Genomic DNA, 18,950 nt, shown 5'->3' on the forward strand with positions numbered 1-18,950 from the left:
GGCGTCTGCTACTTCCACCACGAATGCGACCACCACAAAGCCGAAAAGCCCGACACCAAACCAGCATTCAACTTCAACTCCCCACACCACCCACGCGGCATGAGAAAGGCCCGATGAACACCATGTGCAAATTCAAGCTAAAAGATCCGGTGCGCGTCATCGATCCAAACGAACACCACTTTGATGAAGTGGGAATCGTCACCGACCGCGACCCGGAGTTTGTTGTCTGCTACCGGGTGAAATTCCCGTCCGGCCTGACCGCGTACTTCGCAGCCGCCGCACTAGTCCTGGCACCCAATGAGGGGGAATTCTAATGAGCGTATTCAAAAAGGGCGACCGTGTGGAGTACGAAGATCGCGCACACGGCTTCGTCGGCACGGTCGTGCGCGCCGATGGTGCCGCAGGGTGCGTAATCGTGCAATGGCCGGACGGCAAGCGTGATAGAGAGCTTATTCGACTACTCAAGCACGCCGCACCCGAGTCCGACTTGCGTAAGGTTCACGACCACGGACCCGAGGAAGGGCGTGGGCTGGATTGCGCTGAATTCGCACACGCGGATGGTCGCCCTGTCGGCGCGTGCATCGTCAACGCCGAATACCTCAAGCAACCCGAGGGCGCGCACATCCACTTCGAGACACCCGGCACCGTCAAGGCGGGCGACAGGATTGGAACCATCGGGCAATCCGGGCACACCGGTGCATTCGGAGGCGGGCAGATGCACAGCGCGGCATACCCGCCGCCCGACAAAGACACACCGGTCTTCGTGGCCCCCGCCAAACGGCAGGTCGGATACCTACCGAGACGCGACAGGCCAGGCACCGGCGAGACCAACGCAAGCATCTCCGCAACACACTGGGGGGATGGAACGCCACGGGTTCGCCCGTTGACCGCCGAGCAGATGAGGTTCGCGGCAGACAGTCACCTGACGGGCGAGGTGCGCACGACATCCTCCACCGGAGGGCAAAAAGGCGTCAAGCCTGAAATGCACTCACTCATCCCCACCAAGCCACTTGCGCAGGTCGCACGCCACTACGGAATTGGAGCCGAGAAATACGACAAGCACCAATGGCGTCAAGGCTACGAATGGTCCAAATCATTCGACGCCCTACAACGCCACGCACAAGCCTTCTGGGGCGGCGAAGACATCGACGCCGAAACACAATCCCCACACATGGCCGCAGTCGCATTCCACGCACTAACGCTACTCGCCTTCATGGATGAGCACCCCAACCACGACGACCGCTACAAAAAGGAAGAATCATGAGCACGTTCAAGCATTTCATCTGGGCATGCACAATTTTCTGGATCGCTTTGATGGTCTGCGCAAGTTTCGGAATCAACGCATGAGCAAGCCGAAGCCTGCACCAGCCGCCGAACCCGTCACCGATCCACGCATCATGTTCGACGGCTACAAATGGCGCATCGTCACAGTCGCATCACGCACCCACGCACTCAGCTTCTTTGAGCGCGAAGACGCCGTGAAATACCTCGAAGCGCAGGACGCACCATGCACCGAATGATGCAGACCACCAGCGTCATCACACAGGCAGTCGTGGACGTCGCGGCAATCATCATCCTGGGGGGCGTCGCCGCAATCCTCAACCGCTGGGACAAGCTGCGGAGGGAGTGGAATACGGATGGCGGAACCGGAGGTAGATCGTAGGCTCTGGATCAAGCTGTCAGTCGATTATTTCGATAACCCGAAGATCGACAATTTGACCGATTCGGCGCAGCTACTCCACATCGGTTTGATCATGCGCAGCTTCAAACAGAAAAAGAGCGGGACCGTGACCGCGCGCGCCTGCAAAATTCGTGGCGATGGACCCTTCCGCGAGCTGGTGGCGGAAGGGCTGCTAATTAAGGTCGATTCCGGCACCTATCGGGTGCACGACTACGAAAAGCACCAATCATCCCCCGATGTCATTGCCAAAAGGAAGACAGCAGGCGCGCGCGGTGGACACACGACGAATCACGTCAACAGGCTTATCTACGACGAATCGTGTGCCTATTGTCAAGATGATGCGGTGGGTAATTTGGACTGGATCAAAGACCCGAATGTGGTCGAAAAGGGTGTTTAGGGAAGTGGCAAATAGTGGCAAAAAAGTAGCATTTGCCGCTATTTTTGCCGCCCTAAAACGTAGCAAGAGCCAGTGCAGATTATAGATACCTACTTAAGTAGGTGCGACAAGAACCTAAGTCTCTACTCATCTTCTAAAAAAGAAATCTAAGACAAATCAATCAATCGTCAAGTACTTAACGCGAGGGCTGCGGACGCTTGATTGAGGGATGGATAAATTTTGATCAACCAAACCCAAGCCCAAGCACTCGCCACCCTGCTGAATCAAATACGCCCGCGATGGTCTACGGCATCCATGATGACCATCCTTCAAAAGAATCATGGGATCCCCGCACCGTTTGGGGATGTTGCCGCCGCAGCCATCGCCGCAGCACGAGACGCGACGGTACTCACGCCGGGCCTGATCTTCACGGATCCCCGGTTCTGGCCCGAAGCCGCGAAAGCGAAATTGCCGCCATCCCCGAAATGCCCAGAGCATCCCGAAGAGGACGCACACCATTGCCGGGCCTGCCTCGCTGATGTGATCGCCGGCGACCGCGAACCTGATGCAGTCGGCAAGGGGCAGCAACGACCAGGCAAACCACACCCACCACCGCCCAACTGGCGGACATGGCGCGACACCCACCCACCACTAGACACCTAAGCCACCGTTCACCCGGTGGCTATTTTCATGCCCGAAAGGACACCCCGTGATCAACATTGCCGACATATGGCTTGATCCGTCACAAATCGAATCGCTGACCGATGCACCACACCCCACAAGCACCGTCTTGCGCGATGTCACGATTCGCACTAGGTCGGGTGCGGTGTACCGCTTCGACCTCAAGCCCGCGACCATCGACCGAACCCTCGCCGCCATCGACAAGGCAAGCACATGACCGATGATCCGATTCCAGTCCTGCCGGGCCAGCTAGACGTGCTCGACGCGCTGCCACCCGAGCGACTGCCAGACCTACCCGGATGCGTCCGCGGAATCGTCGGCATGACCACGAATGCCAAAGGGCGGAACGTCTACACGCTGCAATGCGAAGAGTGCCTGGCGCTGGAGACGCCGACCCATCTCGTGCTCATGAAGACCCACTTCCACAGCCGCGGCGACGACCGACGCAGATTGTGCCCGGATTGCAGGGTGCATTTATTCCCCGATTGCATTTGTGATCACTGCCGGGAAGACCGCCAATCGAGGGCCAAACATAAGGAGGACCGATGAGTACAGCTTCACAGGGGCGCGCTCGTGAGTACAAGGTGCGTGATCACATGATCGCCCATAACTGGGTATTGATCATGCGGGCGGCTGCATCTAAGGGGCCGGCTGACCTCGCTATGGCTCACCCGGAATATGGGTTGGCGCTGGTGCAGGTCGGTACGGATAACAAGACGCTTGGGCCGGCTGCCAGGGCGCGGTTTTTGGAGGCGGCGGTGTTGTGTTCAGCGTTGCCGGTGATTGCGCAGTCTATGCGCGGGATTAAGTATTCGATTGTCAATGCAGGCCCGGCGTCGGGCTGGGAAGCGTGGAAACCATGATCAAGGCATTTGCGGATTCGATTTGGGCTGATGATGCGCGGTGGCGTGTTGGTAATCGGGATTATGGGGTGACGGGCGTGCGGATTGCGAAAAGGAAGAGACCGTGGATCGTCAAGTCGCCCGATCATCTGTTCGGCAAAGAGAAGTATTTCAAGCGCCATCCGAAGGCTATGCGGTATGCGGTGCGGATGGCTCGGAAGTCTAGCGGCGGGACGATGCTATGAGCGCGCCACGAAATGAGGATGACCGCCCGAAGCTAGTGCTGACGGTCTATCCGCTGGATATGTCGTTTCCGATTGGCTACCGGTTGCCGCGGGATACGCGGGTCACGCTTGCGCATGTGAATCGGTGGGCGCGAGAGAAACATCTGGGCGACGCCGAGCTGGCCGCAGAGTATCAGCGGGCACGCGGACTGTACGAGATGGAGTGTGCGGCGGCGTTCGAGGCTGGGGTGCCGGAAGAGATCGACCCGCACGTGCAATGGATCAAAGCCCGCCTCTTAGCGATCCACCGGTTCGCCACTCTTCCCCATGCGAGCGAGGCGGGTTACGAATGAGCAAGCTAGACGCAATGGCCGTCTTGAAGGCGCTAGAGAATGACCTGATACGTGACGAATTCCGTCCGTCCGGGCTACTGATCCCCGAAGTGCAGGCACCCAATTCTGACCGGCGTGCAGACGCCATATGGATGGTTGCCCGCACCGCGCACATGGTCGGCTACGAAATCAAAGTCACCCGGTCGGATCTGCTGTCTGAGCTTCGGGATCCTACGAAGTGTGAGCCGTGGTTGAAGTATTGCGACCGGTGGTGGTTGGCGGTCGGTGATGCGTCGATTGTGGATGGGTTGATGGATCGCATACCCGAGGACTGGGGTGTGTGTACGCCGCCGACGAATCCGAATCGTCGCATGATGACGGTGCTCAAGGAAGCGCCGGTGTTGACTCCTGCGGATAAGGGGCCGGTGTTGGGGAAGCTGATTTCTCATCAGGCTTATAAGTCGATTGAGCTACAGCGGCGGGTAACCAATGCTGAGTCCAGTTACGACCGGATGGTTCAGCAGCGAGATGAGCGGGACGCGGCCCAGGTCGAATATTTGCGTCGGCAGGCTAACCCACTGGAACAGAAGTTCACGGAGGTGGGGGAAGCCTACGAAAAGCTTCGGCGTTCTGACCGTCGCCCTAACCGCGGCTTCGGTGATCATCTACGGGCGATCGACGCCGAGGTGATTGCGCGCGCTATCTACGATGCGCACGACATGGACCAGATTCGGACCGCTTTTCGTAGTGAGGCTTCGTCGCGTCTCCGCAATATGGAGGATTGCATCGCCGAGCTTGGTAAGTCGCACTCGTGGCGGACACTCAAACAACTTATGGAAGGAATCAAGGATGAGCACACCGATATTCGATCTACTCGTGGATCGTACCCGCGCTGATCTGATAATCGCGAGCTACCTCATCGATGACGTGTCTCAGCGTCATGCGGCGATGATTGCGGGCCTCGAATGGTCACCGCTTCCCCCGGCACGTGAGACTGCGGAGAGTCGTTGCTGGGGATCCAAAGACCGCTACTTTATCCAACTCGACCCACAGGAGGAATTATGAAAAATACGATCCTAGGCACCATTTGGGTGCTCATCGTCACCATAGGTTACGTGTGGGTTGGCGTTTTCCTGCTTGACCGATTCGGAAGTGCCGCGTGGTTCTGTGTCGGCTGGATCCTGAGCGTGTTGGTAGCAATTACCCCGTTCGTCATCTACGACGATCAGCAGGCCAAGCGATGAATGAGACACCGATTTACGATCAACTCCGTTGGGAATACTCGTCCCGCGAATTCATGGCGCGGCTGAATGAGTCGTATCGGCGCGTGCGAGAGGTATTCAACGCCATGTCGCGCGACTTGGCGGACGCCTTCAAGTCCAGCATCATGCCGTCCGCCTTTGTGATGCGGGCGGCGAATGATGCGATCGGCGCGGATGACACACCCCACCACTTCGTGTCGCACCCACGTCGAAACGGCAAGCTGTCGGCATATTACGCGGTGATCGATGAGGTGGCTGAGTACGATCACGCGGCATGGGAGCTGGCCCGGAATGCGCACATGGATGTTGCGAGCGCGCAGGCGATCATCGACCAAGCGAAGAAAGCCTGGGCGCAGTTCGATCACAAGAGCTTCGCACACCTACAGGCCGTCTTCCAGATACCACCCAAGCCGCCCGTCTGGGTCAACCCACCACTTTCCCGGCAGCAGCTCAACCACCAGCGCCCGCAAACCCGAGCGCTGGGACGCACCCAATACCACCAAGGGCGACGATGATCACATTCAACTTCCACGACCGTGACAATGACGGCTCCACACTCGTGACCTGGCGCACCGAAAGCGCATTAGGCCACGCACTCATTCACGACGCCGAGCAGGCGCGCGACCTTGCCGGGCTAAACCTGCCCGGTGCCGTGTCCGAAGCTGCCCAGGCGTATCTAGACCGTGAGGAATCACTACAAGCTCAGGAGGCACCGTGAGCGCGAAATCGTTTGAAGAACGTTCAGAACTACGGCGGACCGCAAATGCGGCCCGCCGTTTGCGTGTGGCGGCAGATCGCACCGCCGCCCAAATCGGAACACTGACCACCAAGCCACGCACGCCGGCCCGATACCGAGAATTCAACCGGCTTTCAGTGCTGCTTGATGACCTCGACGCGGGCACCGTGCTGGAAGAGAAGATTGCGGGAACTGTTATGACACCGACACAAGAAAGCGCACTTCGCGCAGCCGCTCGCGTTGGATCACTCGCCGTCCACGAGGTGCTATCCCGTGAGAACGGGGACATCGCTGTGATCGATAAGGGGTGGACCATGCTCGTGACCCCGGATGGAATCGTGACGTTGTGGCCGCACATGAAGCCGATCCTTCTGAGCCATCCGGATGCGTCATGAGGTTCAAAGAAGACGACCGCGTGCGGATTGCGGGCGGGACGGGGTTAGGCACCGTCACCAATCAATGGTCTGTGACAAAGGGTGAGCCGACGCGTTTCGGCGTGCAGTGGGACCACGGCACGTTCGCCTTCGTGGAGGATCATCGGCTCCGATCCGCCGACCTTCCCACCCTCGAAGATCAATCCGCATTGGTTGCCGCACCCGTAGCGATCCCCGGCATGAGCGAGGCGGATCGGGCGGCGCTCAGTCGGGCATACCAGACAGCAATCATGGCCGTGCCCAACGAAAGCCAAAACCGTACCGAAAACGGTACGGATGTGACCGACTGGCAAGCCCGCGCCGTACGGGCAGAAGCGCAAGTGGCAGCAGTGAACGCGCTCGTTGTCACAGCAGAAGATGCCCCAATCGAATATCGAAACAGTATCCAGACCAGCTCCCTACGCGAGGCACTGGATGGCACGCCATGAGCCCTCGGCATATTGGCTCGCTTGAATGGAGCTTTGAATCATCCGGTCGCATCGGCGTTTACCGCATCCCCGGATTTTGGGGCTGGTGCGTTTGCGATGACCGGGGCCGAATTTTTCCACGCGGCGACTGGCTAGCCCGATTCGATGAACATTCCGATGCCATTGCATATGCGCAAGAGCAGGCACGGAAGGACGCGGACCAATGATCGAGATTACCGCCGCCGAATTGTCCAGCGATCACCTAGACAAACAAGCATCCGCGTCATGGCGTGGGGTCTGGTCGGTCCCGTTCCGCCTGAAAACGTTTGAATCCGTCACCCGCACCAACCCAGACGGATCACAAACGCTCATCCAACGCACCGTGATCTTCGCCAACGGAACGCAGATCACATGCAAACCGCACGACCTGAAACTAAGGATCTGGTTATGAGCTTCCCCGGCAAACCTGACGAACCGAAACCGCCCCGACCGCTACGGAAATTCGACCTACTAATGGTCGATGACGACACGTTCACCGTCGAGGCTCATTCGATCAACGTATCCGGTCAGATCGTCGCCTTCTGGGTCGCAACCGATGGACCCACCGACCGGCTCACGTACGCGGTGAATGCCAGCCTGGTACAAACCATCGAGGAACAGTGAGCGCCGATGTGGGCGTGCTCGACATGGTTGACCTATCCACCATCGTGAACGTCCCGCTTCCATGTGAGCACTCGCAGCACCGCGCCGCCGCCGACCGTCACAAGGGCGACAGCGAATGGATCCAGTACAACGCCGGATGCCTTTGCCCGAATATCGCGTCACTCTTCGTCTGCCCCAAATGGCGCGACTGGGTACGCGACCTAGCACGCAAAGACGGCAAGCTCTACTGCATGCGGTGCAAAATCTCCTACCCCGCCGCGCTCACAACTTTTGAAAGGATCTGAAATGAGCGACCAGCCCGAACTCAAGCCCGGCCAGAAAGTAGCGATCTACATCAACCACTACGGCGAAGCTACCGCCGAAACCGTCACCATCACACGGGAAACCAATACCCAACTCATCACAGGTGGACCCGGCACCCCTGACCGCGCCCGACGCTTCCGCAAAGCCGACCACAGAGAAATCGGGGACAGAGGCGCATGGTCGCCAACTCCCCACCTTCTGCCCCTGGACGACCCGGCAGTAGTCAGAGCACAAAGGGTGCAGGCCGACAACCAAATCTTTTCCCGAACCATCGGAGCTATACGCGCATGGGAACAGGACAAGAACAACGTAGAGGCCATAGACACCGCAATCACCGCCCTGACTAACTACCGCCACTACACCCACGGAGCCAGCAGATGAGCGACGATACCGCTATGAAAGCGCGGGCAGAAGCCGCCGAAAAAGTGAGTGCTGCCCTACAAGAATATGTGAACGCAGGACGAGCGCCCGACGACGCACGACTCATCACGGACTGGTCGCTCATCACGGCCATGACACATCCAGACGACAACATGACCGCATACAGGATGCTCGACAGCTCACCATCCATCCACGAATCCATCGGCCTGCACCACTCGGCACTCAAGATGCTGGATGACATCTGGGAGGGCGACAATGACTGACCGCGCAGACATCCCCGATCTGCCGTTTGGGTACTTCTGGGATCCGCACCGCGTACCGACTGCATGGAATAAGCGCGGCTTCCCGGTCCTAGACCTGCGGCGTCGCAAACTCTTCGGGCTGCTCGGATCCGTGCAGGTAGCTCGCGTCGCAGTCGGCGAAATCGACTACGTGGAAGACCAGTACCTCAAAGACCTCATCTACGAAGAGGCCATGCGCAAAATCGGAGAAAGGCTGGGCTTGTGATCGAAGACATTATCGGAGTACCGATCGGCACGCACTGGGTGGTGCTGGGCATCCTTCTAATCTCGAATCTTATCGGAACCACGCTCGGAGTCGTCGGATTCTTCGCCGTGCTCGATTGGATCAGCAAGTGGAACGAAAAACGAAACCGAAGGGACCGCCGATGATCTGTACGACCAATGATTGCGGGGCCGAATCGGGGGTGCTCTACCTATGCCCCCAATGCGTGCAAGACCTCGACGCCTGGCTGGTCAAGGCGCGCATCCTACTACCCGATCTGGAGGTGACAATCGCCAGACTCGACGTAGTGCGCCCCGCGAGCAATGAGGGCAATAACGGCACCAAGAGCGCCGGGTCATCCGCACCACTGAATGTCGATGCGATGCTGCTGAAATGGCACCTTCAAAATCTGGCATCCAGCGCCGACTATTACGCGGAAGACCAGAATGCCGCGGGTATCGCATGGCTCATTCAAGAATGGGTGACGAAAGCGGAAAAGGTCATCAGTGGTCCCGAAGGTGACGCGCCGACGCCGGCGAGGATCCAACAGGCCGCAATCGACATCCGCGAGCAAGTGCCCGAAGCTCTATCTGGCAAAGACCTGTCGTTGTGGCTCAAGAATGTTCACCACATGACCGTCTACCCATTCCGGATCCGCAAATGGGCGGAACGTGGGCACATCACCCGCACCAACGTGGACGGACGCCCCACGTATTCCCCCGCCGCAACACTCATATACGCACGAAAGGATCTATTGCAAAGGCATTCAAAGAAGAGTAAAGTGTGACAGTACGGCACAATCACTGTGCCCGAAGATGCGCCTAAGCCTCAATCTTTTCTCAGATTGGGGCTTATTTTTATGCCCAAAATCAGGGCACCACAAGCCCCGTTCGGGGGTGGTCGAGCAAACAAGCGCCGTGATGGCGACCGCGCTCCCGCCCCGAACGCGGATCAATAGGAAGTTAGTCTGACTCGAAAGGTTCAGGTGGCTCATCTCCCGCGCAGGGTCAAAGCGCATTGCCGCTAGTCGTTAGACACACCGGCCCCCATCATAATAATCATCATCATGGAGGCAACATGGCAATCACAGTAATTGACATGCAATACGACGACCAAACATACCCGTCCGGCAAGATATGGGTTATCGATACAGACAACCAACTTCACGTGACCGGCGAACAAGGCAACCTCGCATCGTACGCGGCAGGAGCTTGGGCGAAAGTCTACCAATCCGCCGACCCCGTGCCCAATGCGACATTCCCAGACGAACCCACGGGCAAAGCCGAAGACGCGCACGCGAAATTCGTCGCCACCGGCTTCGGCGTACGCACCGACAAGGGATACATCGGGCGTAACCTAGCGCAACCGCCCAACTAAAACCAACACTTCCCTTCGCGCCCGCTGATTGCGGAACAAATGCCCACTTCTATGAGGTGGAAGCAATCATGGCAAAGGGCGGTCACCTATGACCGGACGTACGGACGCGTACGAAATAGGACCGGGGTGCGGAATGTAGGTCTTAGTAACCAGGCGCGACCTACTGCACAAAGTGTAGGCACCTACTCGGTGCATCGGTTCAAATCCGAACCACCCCACGACACCATGTTGAGCTGCACGCCGCTAGACGGTGTGCCGAGCAACGTCAAGCCGGTGAAAGTCCGGGGCATGGTGCGACATAACTGAATAGCCAGGCGAGATAAGAGCCGTCTGGAGGGATGGATCGGCGGCTAACCCCGTGCATGGCGATCACAGACGCGGTTCGACCCCGCGGCATCCCACGGGAAACAGTGCGGCGGCACATGCTCAACACGCATCACAGGGTAGCGACCCACCGCGCGGCATGACACGGGCTTTCAAGCACCTCGGATGATTCATACCCGCGGGAAGCCATCATGACGCACCAGCAACACCCGCCCGGTGTCTAGAGCCGGACAACACCCTTCGCGGTGCATCGCGAATGACGCCACGGCAAAGACCGTGATCACATCACCGACGCCACCCTGTCGGCGATCTACGGAGGGGATCAAAATAATCTGGGGGAATTAGCTTAGTGGTAGAGCGTCGGACTCCAAACCCGAATGCACCGGTTCGATTCCGGTATTTCCTGCGATAGACAAGTTGCTATCAGTACCCACCCCGATTGCTACAAGGGTGGGCGGGAAGCGCCCGATATAGCGCTGCATACTTCACAGGAGGTCACGTTGTCACGCAGTGAAAAACACAACCCGTGGATCCTACTTGCAGGCTTCACCCGTAGTCCCGCATATACCGGGGAATGCGGCTGCGGATACTGCTGCAACGGCATCAAGCGCGCAATCAAGCGGCAAGAGCATAAAGCCGAACGCCAAAAGGCACGCGCCGCGATCCTGTTTAGCATCGCCGCCGAGGAACCCATACCCTGCCCGTACTTCATCGAAGGGTGCACCTGTCAAGACTGACCGGCACCCAAACGCCGAAACCGGGCAAATATAACAACCTCTAACCCCGTATAAGAAAAAAGCTACACATCTTGCCGTCCAACGGCATCCATCAACCACGTGGATGCCGCAGGCACCAACGTGCCCAGGAGGACCAAATGGCTACATGTATCGCCGCGAGCAATCCCGCACAGGCATCCGGACGCAGCGCCCGCCGCCACCGCGCAGGACAATGCGCATGCGCCAACACGACCGACACGGCAAACCCGATGGACCCAACCACCGCGGCCCTCGCCCCCTACGAGGCAGGCACCAACGAAGGCACCAATCAATACACCACCATGAGCGAAAAGCCGTGGGGTTATGAAGACTTCTGCAAGTTCATTGCAGACAAGGGCCAAGACCCCGAAACACTTACCTTCGCATGGGGCGTCACGTCGAACCCACACGGAGGGTTCTGGAATAAAATCTGGGGCGTACGTCCCAAGACCGCGAAGGATAGCGGCGACCCATTGTGGCCCGTTATCCAGCCCGCGCAACCCGTCATCGTGAAGATCAAGCGGCCCACCGTCCAACCGGTCCGCACTATGAAGCTCGCAATGAAGGGCGCTGATACGCAAATCGGCTTCCGCCGCCTAGCAGATGGCACAATGGACCCATTTCACGACGACGCCGCAATGGCCGTCTTCGTTGAGGCATGCGCACACTTTCAGCCTGACGTAATCCAGATCCTAGGCGACTTCCTAGACTTCGCCTCACAGGGCCGATTCGCACAGGAAGCCGGGTTCGCGCTCACCACCCAAGCATCCCTCGACCGCGGGCACCTATTCCTCGCTATCCTTCGCGCGGCATGCCCGAACGCACGCATCGTCATCATCGAAGGCAACCACGACAAGCGCATGCAAAACTTTGTCGAAGCCAACGCATTGGCAGCGTTCGGACTCAAGCGCGCCGGCCTACCCGAATCATGGCCCGTCATGTCGCTGCCCTACCTGCTACGCCTCGATGAACTGAACATCCAATACGTCGATGCCTACCCAGCCGCAACCGACTGGGATAACGACCTCACACGCAACATCCACGGCACCAAAGCCAACTCCAAAGGCTCAACCACAGCGCAATACGTGACCGACCTACCCCACATCAACACATGGGCAGGCCACACGCACCGCACCGAAATCACGTATAAAAGCGTGCTCGGCGCAAGAGGCGAAACAGTTGAATCCTACTCAGCGAACCCCGGATGCCTATGCCGCACCGATGGCGCAGTGCCATCCGTGCACGGCGCAATCGGAGCAGACGGAACCGCCGCGCGCATCGTAGAGGACTGGCAGCAAGGCTTCGGAATGGCGTATTACAACGACACCGAATCCTGGCCCTTCGTATACCGCATCCGCAACGGACGCGCCCTTATCGGCGGACAAGAAATAGCAGCGTAGGAGGCACGTCATGGCAGCATCAGCCGGAACAGTGAAGGTGGCACTAGAGCTAACCATGAAGCAATGCGGCGGACCAGCCGTAGCGTGCATGGACCTCGAATTGCCCGTCAATGTCATTATCCAAGCCCATAAAGAGCAACGCGTCGAACTGATCGCGGAATCATTCATGCCAGCACTCGCCAAAGCGATGCGTACATGGGCCGACGAGATAGACGCAGAGATTGCCGCAGGGCATTGACATGGCCGAGGTAATCAAGGCGAATTGGTGGGCTACCGACTTTTGCGACCGCTGCCCGACAGCGCGACCCAAGGTAACCTACATCCTCAAGAGCGGCGGCATTCTGCTGATGTGTGGGCACTGCCGAGACGCCAACAAGGCAGCCATCGCGGCATACCTAGAGGAAGAGATACACGCCCCCGTGAATGATGCCCTACCCCCAGGCGCATCCGCATGAGCGTACACGTAACCCTAGGCGACACCACATACCAGTACCCCAACGCAACAGGGTGGGGGTTCGCTGACAATGGCACCCTCACCATCAGCACCAACGCTGAGGGGGTAGTCGTAGAGCAGGGGGTGTATGCAGCATGGGATGCAGTGTATGACCCCAATGATTGCAAGGTAGTAGTGAGGGATACACCATGCACCACACATAGGGAACAACACACGCAATAGACACAATGATGTACCCATGCATACACATACGCCTATGTGTACGCATGGGTACACGCATGCATGAGGTGATGACATGGCAACCTCACGCACAGGGACAGCGCAATGGAAGAAGGTCGTTAGGCAGGCCAAGTACGAGGCCCAACAGGCTGGTATCTATCGATGCCCGCTATGTGGTGTCGTACTGGACTACGACGACTGCACAAGGCCTAATGGTGCTAGTGGTGATCACATCATTCCTCATTCGCATGGTGGCAAAGACACGATTAGTAACTGTCGAATCATTTGCCTTCATTGCAATGAATCACGAGGAAATCGCGATAAACCCAAAAAGCAAGAGTTTCATGCACCAATCCGAAACTCAGGCCGATGGTTGTAATGAATGGGAAACGAATACCAGTCCCGCAAGAATGTCAAGAGGGCGGCGGAAAAAAATAAAGGGGTGGGGGTATACCCTCCCCCTACACCCGCAGGTCGCCCCCCAAGGTGATAGCGTCATCCCCCCCCGATTGTTCAACAACAATTTCTAGCCCCCTCAAATCGCGCTGACTAGGCGTTATCTAAAAGTGCCTTAGCCGCTCAACTGTGCCCCTGTTGGCACATCCGCATGATTCTGGGGTAAAAACCGTTACAAATCATGAAACGGTGGTAAAATTGGGTATGACTAGGACATGTTCACATTGCGGGGCCGATTTAGGCTTCAAGAATGCGCAGGCCGAATTCTGCTCTGGCAAGTGCCGGGTCGCGGCCCATCGTGCGCGTAAGTCCCTGGCGGTGCCGGCGACTATGGCGGGCATGCATCGGTGGATCCGGTGGATTCGCGACGGCAAGCAGAAGCGCCCATTTGCGGTCGGTGGCTATCCGGCGTCGGTGACGAATCCCGCGCATTGGTCATCTATGGCAGTCGCGCGTGCGTCTCGGCAGGGCGATGGTATTGGTTTTGTGCTCGCTGGTGATGGTATCGGTTGCATCGACTTAGACGATTGCGTGAGCGCTGGCGTGGTGGCGGATTGGGCGCAGGAAATCTTGGCGCTGAATCCGGCTACGTTCACCGAGCTTTCCGAGTCGGGCACGGGCATTCATATCTGGGGTTTGCGGGACGCGGGGCCGGGGTGCCGGATCCGCGACGGTCGCAATCTGGAGTTTTATTCAACCGGGCGGTATATCGCGCTTGGTAGTCGTTATCGTGGTTCGCCCTTGAGGTTGGAGCCGCTAATTATTCCCTAGGAGTCCCCATGTCTATGAGTGTGCACGAGTTTGATAATCGGGTGTCGCGCGCGGCGGCGGCGGCGGTACATGAGCTTCTGGAGCACTCGGGCCGCGTGGTTTTCGTGGCCGCTTGTCATGCGGATAAGCGCGATGGATTCCACGCAGCGAGGAAGGCCATTGCCGGTTCTGAGGTCTGGATCCGAGAGGTGCGCGCGGTTAACGGTGATGAGCGCATCACGACCACAGACGGCGGGGAGCTGTATTTCATCGCGGCTTCCGCTACTGGCGGGCGCGCGGTGTCGGCGGATGTCCTGTTTATTGCGGATCACCTTTTGCATGGGCATCAGGGCGCGGAAATCTTGGCGGCTTTTGTCGGCAATTCTCGCATCATCACTTTCTAGGGGGTGCCCGTGATTGCATCGAATTTGCAGCGTGCCGTCGAGGGTGCGTTAGTGCATGCCACTGCTGGGGCGCTGGTCTTGTTTGTTGCCGAGTCGGGTTTTGAGGCACGGTCAGCTTTCGGGCATTTGCAGGCGGCTTCCAAGGCTGAGCCGAAGAAGTGGGTCGGCGTGAATTTTCGCGCTACGAAAGGTAGTGAGGCAATCGGGCTGCCGTCTGGTGGGCAGGTTGTGTTCTTCACAGCCGGTTCACCGAATAGTCTCCGCGGGTGGAGTGCCGGCCATGTGTACCTTGCGAAAGGTTCACATACTGAGCGCGTACTTGAGTGCGTGTTGCCTACGCTGGCTACGTCCGGTGGTCCGTTGCATAGTTTCTAGGGGGCGTCATGGTTCCGCAGGATCGTTTTTTGGAGGGGCTATTTGCCCCGCACGGTGGATTGAATTTGCGCCCGCCTGCACCTGAGTCGCAATTATCACGGGTCATCCGCACGCTTGTTCAGGTGGTCTTCGGTGGGCGTGAGGATCGGCAGTCGGATTACGCGCTAGCGCACTAGGGGGTCGTCATGATTGAGCCGCCTGGGTTGGGTGAGCGTGGTTCGCTGATTTTTCAGGCTAAGGCACCGGGGGTCACGGATCCCGCGGCGCTTGGTCTGGTCGTGGAGTTGGCGCGGACGGCTGATCGTCTCGATGAGCTGGATAACATCATTCAGGGCAAGGGTGTTCTGAACTTGATGCAATTTCGGGTGTTGTCCCATGTCGAGACGAGCACGGATACAAATATCAATGTGGAAGTTAAGTTTGGTGCCCCATTGGCAGAAGCCCGCCAACAGCAACAGCGGTACACCGAGCTGTATCGCGCGGTCGAAGCGCTGAGTCCCGCCGTGCCCGCCGTAGTAGCGGCACCGGAAACCAAGACAAAGACCGCAACCGACGAGCTGGCCGCGCGCCGGCGCGCACGTGAGAAGCGGCGCAAAGCTCAGTAGATGGTGCCGGGGGTGGTCTTATGGCTGTCCGTGGCAATCAGGTTCCCCGCTTCAACACCGCCCCGTCTCCTGCTGGATTCAATATTGATGATGGACAGGACGCGGTTTTCTATGCCAGCAAGTTTGGTCTGATTGCGGATCCGTGGCAGGAGACCACGTGTGAAGCGTGGATGCGCCGTTGCAAGGATGGGCGTTGGTGTGCCCCTACTTGGGTGGTAACGGTGCCGCGTCAGAACGGTAAGAATGGTGCACTCGAAATTGTTGAGCTGTACGGCATGGCCGAGTTGGGCCTCAAATTCTTGCATACTGCGCATGAGGTCAAGACCGCGCGCAAGGCGTTCGTACGTCTGAAATATTTCTTCGGTGACAAGCCGAATGAGGCAAACCCCCGATTCCCTGAACTCAACGCGATGGTGCGTGAGGTTCGGTCTACGAATGGTCAAGAGGCCATCGTTTTGCACAACGGTGGACAGATTGAATTCGTGGCCCGGTCGAAAGGCTCGGCGCGTGGTTTCACCGTCGATGTGCTGGTACTCGATGAGGCCCAGGAATTGCAAGACGAGCAGCTAGAGGCATTGCTCCCCACTATTTCCGCTGCCCCGTCTGGTAATCCGGTGACCATCTACATGGGCACCCCGCCTGATGCTGCGGAGCTGGAAAAGGGTATCGGGGAACCGTTCGTGCGTGTTCGTAAGAACGCGATCGAGGGTATCGGCGCTGTGGCGTGGGTGGAATTCTCCGCGCGCGCGTACGTCGAGGATATGACCGACATTGAGCTGGAAGCCTTCGTGCGCATGCCGAAGCATCACGCCGACGCTAACCCTGCCTACAACATCCGCATTTTGCCTTCGACTATCGATGGTGAGCTGGTGCAATTCTCGGCTCGGTCTTTCGCGCGCGAGCGGCTGAATATGTGGCCGCGGGCGAATGGTAAGCCAACAATTTTCCCGCCTGGCCGTTGGTCAGATTTGGGGATTGATCCGGAGGATACGGGCGACTGGCCGCTGGCAGCTATCGGCGTGGATATGAACATTGAGCGCACACAGGTGTCGATTCACTTTTCGTCATTCACGGAGACCGGTGTCTGTCTTGAGCTGGTCGCGCAGGAGCCTTTCAATGACGGCGGCACACAGGCGCTCGTGGACTTCCTGTGGACGCACGCTAAGCGCAATCGCCCGGTGGTCATTCAGGGTTTCTCGCAGGCTAAGACATTGGTGCCGCACCTTCTCAAGAAAAAGATGATGGTGCGCGTTCTATCCGGTGGTGAGTGGGTCGAGGCGTGCATGAACTTCTACGACGATGTGACGGTAAACAAGACCATCGTGCACTTTGGTGAACCTCGCGTGGATGCGTCGTTTGCTGGGTTCACGCGCGACATCGTGAATAAGGAAACCGGGATTTTCAAGTTTGGCCGCGTCGATCTGACGGTGGACATGTCCCCCGGTGTCAGTGCGACTTGCGCACATTTTGGGGCTATCAAGTTTGCGCGGCAGGTTCGTCCGGGTGGCTCGGATTCTAGTGGTAAGCGATCGGCGATTGTCGCCAATTAGGGGGTGCGCATGATTCGCAAGTTGACTGACGCTGAGCGTGTGATTTTCAATCGCCTGTATGGCCGGATTGGTCAGAAAAAGCAGCGCAACCGCTTGAAGCATGACTACATTGCGATGCAGGCTAAATTCCAGCGCATTTCGTATTCCATCCCCGAAGAGATGTATCGCCTGGCGGTGCCGTTGGGCTGGGCGCACAAGGCTGTGTATGTGCCTTCGTCTCGTATCAACCCGGAAGATTTCACGATTCCGGGCGGCTCTACCCTGCTTGATGATTTGGATGGCGTCTATTTTGAGTCGCATGTGCGCGAGCTTGAAATGCTCGCCACGGAGTCGGCGCTTGGTCAGTCGTGTTCTTTCATTTTCGTGACGCCTGGGGAGACTGCGAAGGGTGAGCCGCGGGTCATTGTGGCTGTGCGTGATGCTACGGAGGCTACTGCGGATATTGATTCGCGTACAGGTCGTGTGGTGTCCGCCCTTGAGCTAGTGGAGCCTAAAAAGTCTCTTCTCTATCTGAATACGGGCCTCACGTTGGATATTCAGCAAGCGCCGTCCGGTGATTGGGTCGTCGTGGAGGAATACAAGGCTGTCGTCGGTCGTGTGATGTGCACGCCTTACGTGTGGGGTCGTACGTTGCAGCGCCCGCTTGGTTCATCTCGTGTGTCGCGTACTGTCATGGGCTTGATTGACCGGATGGTGCTGGGCATGTTGCGGCAGGATGTGGCGTCGGACTTCTACGCGGCCCCACTGGTCGCGCTGATGGACGCCGACGAATCTATGTTCCTCGACTCGCGGGGCAATCGCATCAATCCGTTGAAGGCGATGATGGGTAGCCTTTTGGGCATTCCGGGCTATCGGGATGAAGAGACCGGCGATATGCGCGTGCCAAAGATGCAGCAGCTTACGCAGGCATCCTTCCAGCCGTTCACGGAATCCAATCGTGACATCGCCGCCGCTTTCCATGCAGCTACCGATATTCCTATGGGTCAGCTTGGTGTCGTGCAGGATAACCCGTCTTCGGCTGAGGCTATCCGCGCTTCTGAGCATGGTTTGGTGTCTTTGGTTCAGCATCAATTGCTTTTCTTTGAGCGGATGCGGCTGGACTTGGCGCGCAACATTTTGTCAGTTTTCCACGGTGGCGAGACGCCCGCGATGTTGGCTGATATTCGGAAGATGCGGGCGAACTTTGGGGATCCAGCGAATACGACTAGTTCACAGCTTGCCGACAGTGGTCAAAAGTTCGTGACCGCTCATCCGGAGTTGGCGGGGTCGCGTTTGGCGTGGCGTAGGTCTGGGTTGACTGAGAAGGAAATGACTGAGGCTGAGGCGCATGTCGCTAAAACGCAGAGTCGTTCATTGATTGAGTTGGCTCTTGAATCGAAGCGTGCGCGAGCTGCGGATGTGCCACCGGGTACGTCTAATGCGGCTGTTGAGTCGCCCGCAACTGAGTAGGGGGCG

General features: G+C 58.1%; 32 protein-coding genes and 1 tRNA gene. All 33 read left to right on the forward strand.

Annotated features, from left to right (window positions below; genetic code table 11):
- Positions 1 to 113: 113 nt before the first annotated feature.
- Positions 114 to 314, forward strand: coding sequence for a hypothetical protein (locus HED64_RS10170; RefSeq protein WP_168151893.1), 201 nt, complete (start codon positions 114 to 116; stop codon positions 312 to 314).
- The gene (locus tag HED64_RS10175) at positions 314 to 1,264 is read left to right on the forward strand and encodes a dATP/dGTP diphosphohydrolase domain-containing protein (RefSeq protein WP_168151894.1); all 951 of its coding nucleotides are present in this window, start codon (positions 314 to 316) and stop codon (positions 1,262 to 1,264) included. The genes HED64_RS10170 and HED64_RS10175 overlap by 1 nt, the downstream gene beginning before the upstream one ends.
- 79 nt (positions 1,265 to 1,343) lie before the next feature.
- Positions 1,344 to 1,520: a hypothetical protein gene (locus HED64_RS10180; protein ID WP_168151895.1), complete on the forward strand. Its 177-nt coding sequence runs from the start codon at positions 1,344 to 1,346 to the stop codon at positions 1,518 to 1,520.
- Between the two features lie 117 nt (positions 1,521 to 1,637).
- Positions 1,638 to 2,078, forward strand: a complete 441-nt coding sequence (locus HED64_RS10185) for a hypothetical protein (RefSeq protein WP_168151896.1) — start codon at positions 1,638 to 1,640, stop codon at positions 2,076 to 2,078.
- Between the two features lie 219 nt (positions 2,079 to 2,297).
- Positions 2,298 to 2,720 (forward strand): hypothetical protein, encoded by a 423-nt coding sequence (locus HED64_RS10190; RefSeq protein WP_168151897.1) that lies wholly within the window; start codon positions 2,298 to 2,300, stop codon positions 2,718 to 2,720.
- Positions 2,721 to 2,766: 46 nt separating this feature from the next.
- Positions 2,767 to 2,955 carry a hypothetical protein gene (locus HED64_RS10195; protein ID WP_168151898.1) on the forward strand — a complete coding sequence of 63 codons (189 nt, stop codon included), beginning with the start codon at positions 2,767 to 2,769 and terminating at the stop codon, positions 2,953 to 2,955.
- A complete protein-coding gene (locus HED64_RS10200) occupies positions 2,952 to 3,287 on the forward strand; it encodes a hypothetical protein (protein WP_168151899.1) in 336 nt (111 codons plus the stop codon). The genes HED64_RS10195 and HED64_RS10200 overlap by 4 nt, the downstream gene beginning before the upstream one ends.
- The gene (locus HED64_RS10205; RefSeq protein ID WP_168151900.1) at positions 3,284 to 3,601 is read left to right on the forward strand and encodes a hypothetical protein; all 318 of its coding nucleotides are present in this window, start codon (positions 3,284 to 3,286) and stop codon (positions 3,599 to 3,601) included. The genes HED64_RS10200 and HED64_RS10205 overlap by 4 nt, the downstream gene beginning before the upstream one ends.
- Positions 3,598 to 3,825 (forward strand): hypothetical protein, encoded by a 228-nt coding sequence (locus HED64_RS10210; protein WP_168151901.1) that lies wholly within the window; start codon positions 3,598 to 3,600, stop codon positions 3,823 to 3,825. The genes HED64_RS10205 and HED64_RS10210 overlap by 4 nt, the downstream gene beginning before the upstream one ends.
- The gene (locus tag HED64_RS10215; RefSeq protein WP_168151902.1) at positions 3,822 to 4,157 is read left to right on the forward strand and encodes a hypothetical protein; all 336 of its coding nucleotides are present in this window, start codon (positions 3,822 to 3,824) and stop codon (positions 4,155 to 4,157) included. The genes HED64_RS10210 and HED64_RS10215 overlap by 4 nt, the downstream gene beginning before the upstream one ends.
- Positions 4,154 to 5,032 carry a hypothetical protein gene (locus tag HED64_RS10220; protein WP_168151903.1) on the forward strand — a complete coding sequence of 293 codons (879 nt, stop codon included), beginning with the start codon at positions 4,154 to 4,156 and terminating at the stop codon, positions 5,030 to 5,032. Before HED64_RS10215 ends, HED64_RS10220 begins: the two co-directional genes overlap by 4 nt.
- A 165-nt stretch (positions 5,033 to 5,197) precedes the next feature.
- Entirely contained in the window at positions 5,198 to 5,380 is a 183-nt protein-coding gene (locus tag HED64_RS10225; RefSeq protein WP_168151904.1) for a hypothetical protein, read from the forward strand.
- A complete protein-coding gene (locus HED64_RS10230; protein WP_168151905.1) occupies positions 5,377 to 5,913 on the forward strand; it encodes a hypothetical protein in 537 nt (178 codons plus the stop codon). The genes HED64_RS10225 and HED64_RS10230 overlap by 4 nt, the downstream gene beginning before the upstream one ends.
- Positions 5,910 to 6,116 (forward strand): hypothetical protein, encoded by a 207-nt coding sequence (locus HED64_RS10235; RefSeq protein WP_168151906.1) that lies wholly within the window; start codon positions 5,910 to 5,912, stop codon positions 6,114 to 6,116. The genes HED64_RS10230 and HED64_RS10235 overlap by 4 nt, the downstream gene beginning before the upstream one ends.
- Complete coding sequence (locus tag HED64_RS10240; protein WP_168151907.1) at positions 6,113 to 6,529, forward strand: hypothetical protein; 417 nt, start codon at positions 6,113 to 6,115, stop codon at positions 6,527 to 6,529. The genes HED64_RS10235 and HED64_RS10240 overlap by 4 nt, the downstream gene beginning before the upstream one ends.
- Positions 6,526 to 6,996, forward strand: coding sequence for a hypothetical protein (locus tag HED64_RS10245; RefSeq protein ID WP_168151908.1), 471 nt, complete (start codon positions 6,526 to 6,528; stop codon positions 6,994 to 6,996). Before HED64_RS10240 ends, HED64_RS10245 begins: the two co-directional genes overlap by 4 nt.
- Before the next feature lie 202 nt (positions 6,997 to 7,198).
- Entirely contained in the window at positions 7,199 to 7,426 is a 228-nt protein-coding gene (locus tag HED64_RS10250; protein WP_168151909.1) for a hypothetical protein, read from the forward strand.
- The gene (locus HED64_RS10255; RefSeq protein WP_168151910.1) at positions 7,423 to 7,638 is read left to right on the forward strand and encodes a hypothetical protein; all 216 of its coding nucleotides are present in this window, start codon (positions 7,423 to 7,425) and stop codon (positions 7,636 to 7,638) included. Before HED64_RS10250 ends, HED64_RS10255 begins: the two co-directional genes overlap by 4 nt.
- A complete protein-coding gene (locus HED64_RS10260; RefSeq protein ID WP_168151911.1) occupies positions 7,635 to 7,922 on the forward strand; it encodes a hypothetical protein in 288 nt (95 codons plus the stop codon). Before HED64_RS10255 ends, HED64_RS10260 begins: the two co-directional genes overlap by 4 nt.
- 1 nt (position 7,923) lies before the next feature.
- A complete protein-coding gene (locus HED64_RS10265) occupies positions 7,924 to 8,322 on the forward strand; it encodes a hypothetical protein (RefSeq protein WP_168151912.1) in 399 nt (132 codons plus the stop codon).
- Positions 8,319 to 8,585, forward strand: a complete 267-nt coding sequence (locus HED64_RS10270) for a hypothetical protein (RefSeq protein ID WP_168151913.1) — start codon at positions 8,319 to 8,321, stop codon at positions 8,583 to 8,585. Before HED64_RS10265 ends, HED64_RS10270 begins: the two co-directional genes overlap by 4 nt.
- Complete coding sequence (locus tag HED64_RS10275) at positions 8,578 to 8,829, forward strand: hypothetical protein (protein WP_168151914.1); 252 nt, start codon at positions 8,578 to 8,580, stop codon at positions 8,827 to 8,829. The genes HED64_RS10270 and HED64_RS10275 overlap by 8 nt, the downstream gene beginning before the upstream one ends.
- A 127-nt stretch (positions 8,830 to 8,956) precedes the next feature.
- Entirely contained in the window at positions 8,957 to 9,613 is a 657-nt protein-coding gene (locus HED64_RS10280) for a hypothetical protein (RefSeq protein ID WP_168151915.1), read from the forward strand.
- 290 nt (positions 9,614 to 9,903) lie between these two features.
- Positions 9,904 to 10,203 carry a hypothetical protein gene (locus HED64_RS10285; protein ID WP_168151916.1) on the forward strand — a complete coding sequence of 100 codons (300 nt, stop codon included), beginning with the start codon at positions 9,904 to 9,906 and terminating at the stop codon, positions 10,201 to 10,203.
- Between the two features lie 659 nt (positions 10,204 to 10,862).
- Positions 10,863 to 10,933 (forward strand) — tRNA-Trp (locus HED64_RS10290).
- A gap of 468 nt (positions 10,934 to 11,401) precedes the next feature.
- Complete coding sequence (locus tag HED64_RS10295; protein ID WP_168151917.1) at positions 11,402 to 12,682, forward strand: hypothetical protein; 1,281 nt, start codon at positions 11,402 to 11,404, stop codon at positions 12,680 to 12,682.
- Positions 12,683 to 12,692: 10 nt separating this feature from the next.
- Positions 12,693 to 12,920 (forward strand): hypothetical protein, encoded by a 228-nt coding sequence (locus HED64_RS10300; protein WP_168151918.1) that lies wholly within the window; start codon positions 12,693 to 12,695, stop codon positions 12,918 to 12,920.
- Positions 12,921 to 13,431: 511 nt separating this feature from the next.
- Complete coding sequence (locus HED64_RS10305) at positions 13,432 to 13,734, forward strand: HNH endonuclease (protein ID WP_168151919.1); 303 nt, start codon at positions 13,432 to 13,434, stop codon at positions 13,732 to 13,734.
- A 206-nt stretch (positions 13,735 to 13,940) separates the two neighbouring features.
- Positions 13,941 to 14,582: a DNA primase gene (locus tag HED64_RS10310; protein ID WP_168151920.1), complete on the forward strand. Its 642-nt coding sequence runs from the start codon at positions 13,941 to 13,943 to the stop codon at positions 14,580 to 14,582.
- Positions 14,583 to 14,596: 14 nt separating this feature from the next.
- Positions 14,597 to 14,965, forward strand: coding sequence for a hypothetical protein (locus HED64_RS10315; protein ID WP_168151921.1), 369 nt, complete (start codon positions 14,597 to 14,599; stop codon positions 14,963 to 14,965).
- A gap of 560 nt (positions 14,966 to 15,525) precedes the next feature.
- The gene (locus HED64_RS10320; RefSeq protein WP_168151922.1) at positions 15,526 to 15,945 is read left to right on the forward strand and encodes a hypothetical protein; all 420 of its coding nucleotides are present in this window, start codon (positions 15,526 to 15,528) and stop codon (positions 15,943 to 15,945) included.
- A 20-nt stretch (positions 15,946 to 15,965) separates the two neighbouring features.
- Positions 15,966 to 17,495, forward strand: coding sequence for a P-loop NTPase family protein (locus tag HED64_RS10325; RefSeq protein ID WP_168151923.1), 1,530 nt, complete (start codon positions 15,966 to 15,968; stop codon positions 17,493 to 17,495).
- 9 nt (positions 17,496 to 17,504) lie between these two features.
- Positions 17,505 to 18,944 carry a hypothetical protein gene (locus HED64_RS10330; RefSeq protein ID WP_168151924.1) on the forward strand — a complete coding sequence of 480 codons (1,440 nt, stop codon included), beginning with the start codon at positions 17,505 to 17,507 and terminating at the stop codon, positions 18,942 to 18,944.
- Positions 18,945 to 18,950: the final 6 nt, after the last annotated feature.

Source organism: Paeniglutamicibacter terrestris, from assembly GCF_012271785.1.
Taxonomy (GTDB): Bacteria; Actinomycetota; Actinomycetes; order Actinomycetales; family Micrococcaceae; genus Paeniglutamicibacter; species Paeniglutamicibacter terrestris.

What these genes read in the sequence shown, in the direction of transcription:
- HED64_RS10315 (WP_168151921.1), top strand. Translation starts at nt 14,597, where the DNA reads ATGAGTGTGCACGAGTTTGATAATCGGGTGTCGCGCGCGGCGGCGGCG.
- HED64_RS10230 (WP_168151905.1), top strand. Translation starts at nt 5,377, where the DNA reads ATGAATGAGACACCGATTTACGATCAACTCCGTTGGGAATACTCGTCC.
- HED64_RS10325 (WP_168151923.1), top strand. Translation starts at nt 15,966, where the DNA reads ATGGCTGTCCGTGGCAATCAGGTTCCCCGCTTCAACACCGCCCCGTCT.
- HED64_RS10220 (WP_168151903.1), top strand. Translation starts at nt 4,154, where the DNA reads ATGAGCAAGCTAGACGCAATGGCCGTCTTGAAGGCGCTAGAGAATGAC.
- HED64_RS10285 (WP_168151916.1), top strand. Translation starts at nt 9,904, where the DNA reads ATGGCAATCACAGTAATTGACATGCAATACGACGACCAAACATACCCG.
- HED64_RS10200 (WP_168151899.1), top strand. Translation starts at nt 2,952, where the DNA reads ATGACCGATGATCCGATTCCAGTCCTGCCGGGCCAGCTAGACGTGCTC.
- HED64_RS10175 (WP_168151894.1), top strand. Translation starts at nt 314, where the DNA reads ATGAGCGTATTCAAAAAGGGCGACCGTGTGGAGTACGAAGATCGCGCA.
- HED64_RS10300 (WP_168151918.1), top strand. Translation starts at nt 12,693, where the DNA reads ATGGCAGCATCAGCCGGAACAGTGAAGGTGGCACTAGAGCTAACCATG.
- HED64_RS10275 (WP_168151914.1), top strand. Translation starts at nt 8,578, where the DNA reads ATGACTGACCGCGCAGACATCCCCGATCTGCCGTTTGGGTACTTCTGG.
- HED64_RS10205 (WP_168151900.1), top strand. Translation starts at nt 3,284, where the DNA reads ATGAGTACAGCTTCACAGGGGCGCGCTCGTGAGTACAAGGTGCGTGAT.
- HED64_RS10210 (WP_168151901.1), top strand. Translation starts at nt 3,598, where the DNA reads ATGATCAAGGCATTTGCGGATTCGATTTGGGCTGATGATGCGCGGTGG.
- HED64_RS10330 (WP_168151924.1), top strand. Translation starts at nt 17,505, where the DNA reads ATGATTCGCAAGTTGACTGACGCTGAGCGTGTGATTTTCAATCGCCTG.
- HED64_RS10180 (WP_168151895.1), top strand. Translation starts at nt 1,344, where the DNA reads ATGAGCAAGCCGAAGCCTGCACCAGCCGCCGAACCCGTCACCGATCCA.
- HED64_RS10270 (WP_168151913.1), top strand. Translation starts at nt 8,319, where the DNA reads ATGAGCGACGATACCGCTATGAAAGCGCGGGCAGAAGCCGCCGAAAAA.
- HED64_RS10215 (WP_168151902.1), top strand. Translation starts at nt 3,822, where the DNA reads ATGAGCGCGCCACGAAATGAGGATGACCGCCCGAAGCTAGTGCTGACG.
- HED64_RS10320 (WP_168151922.1), top strand. Translation starts at nt 15,526, where the DNA reads ATGATTGAGCCGCCTGGGTTGGGTGAGCGTGGTTCGCTGATTTTTCAG.
- HED64_RS10265 (WP_168151912.1), top strand. Translation starts at nt 7,924, where the DNA reads ATGAGCGACCAGCCCGAACTCAAGCCCGGCCAGAAAGTAGCGATCTAC.
- HED64_RS10255 (WP_168151910.1), top strand. Translation starts at nt 7,423, where the DNA reads ATGAGCTTCCCCGGCAAACCTGACGAACCGAAACCGCCCCGACCGCTA.
- HED64_RS10185 (WP_168151896.1), top strand. Translation starts at nt 1,638, where the DNA reads ATGGCGGAACCGGAGGTAGATCGTAGGCTCTGGATCAAGCTGTCAGTC.
- HED64_RS10295 (WP_168151917.1), top strand. Translation starts at nt 11,402, where the DNA reads ATGGCTACATGTATCGCCGCGAGCAATCCCGCACAGGCATCCGGACGC.
- HED64_RS10245 (WP_168151908.1), top strand. Translation starts at nt 6,526, where the DNA reads ATGAGGTTCAAAGAAGACGACCGCGTGCGGATTGCGGGCGGGACGGGG.
- HED64_RS10235 (WP_168151906.1), top strand. Translation starts at nt 5,910, where the DNA reads ATGATCACATTCAACTTCCACGACCGTGACAATGACGGCTCCACACTC.
- HED64_RS10305 (WP_168151919.1), top strand. Translation starts at nt 13,432, where the DNA reads ATGGCAACCTCACGCACAGGGACAGCGCAATGGAAGAAGGTCGTTAGG.
- HED64_RS10250 (WP_168151909.1), top strand. Translation starts at nt 7,199, where the DNA reads ATGATCGAGATTACCGCCGCCGAATTGTCCAGCGATCACCTAGACAAA.
- HED64_RS10170 (WP_168151893.1), top strand. Translation starts at nt 114, where the DNA reads ATGAACACCATGTGCAAATTCAAGCTAAAAGATCCGGTGCGCGTCATC.
- HED64_RS10225 (WP_168151904.1), top strand. Translation starts at nt 5,198, where the DNA reads ATGAAAAATACGATCCTAGGCACCATTTGGGTGCTCATCGTCACCATA.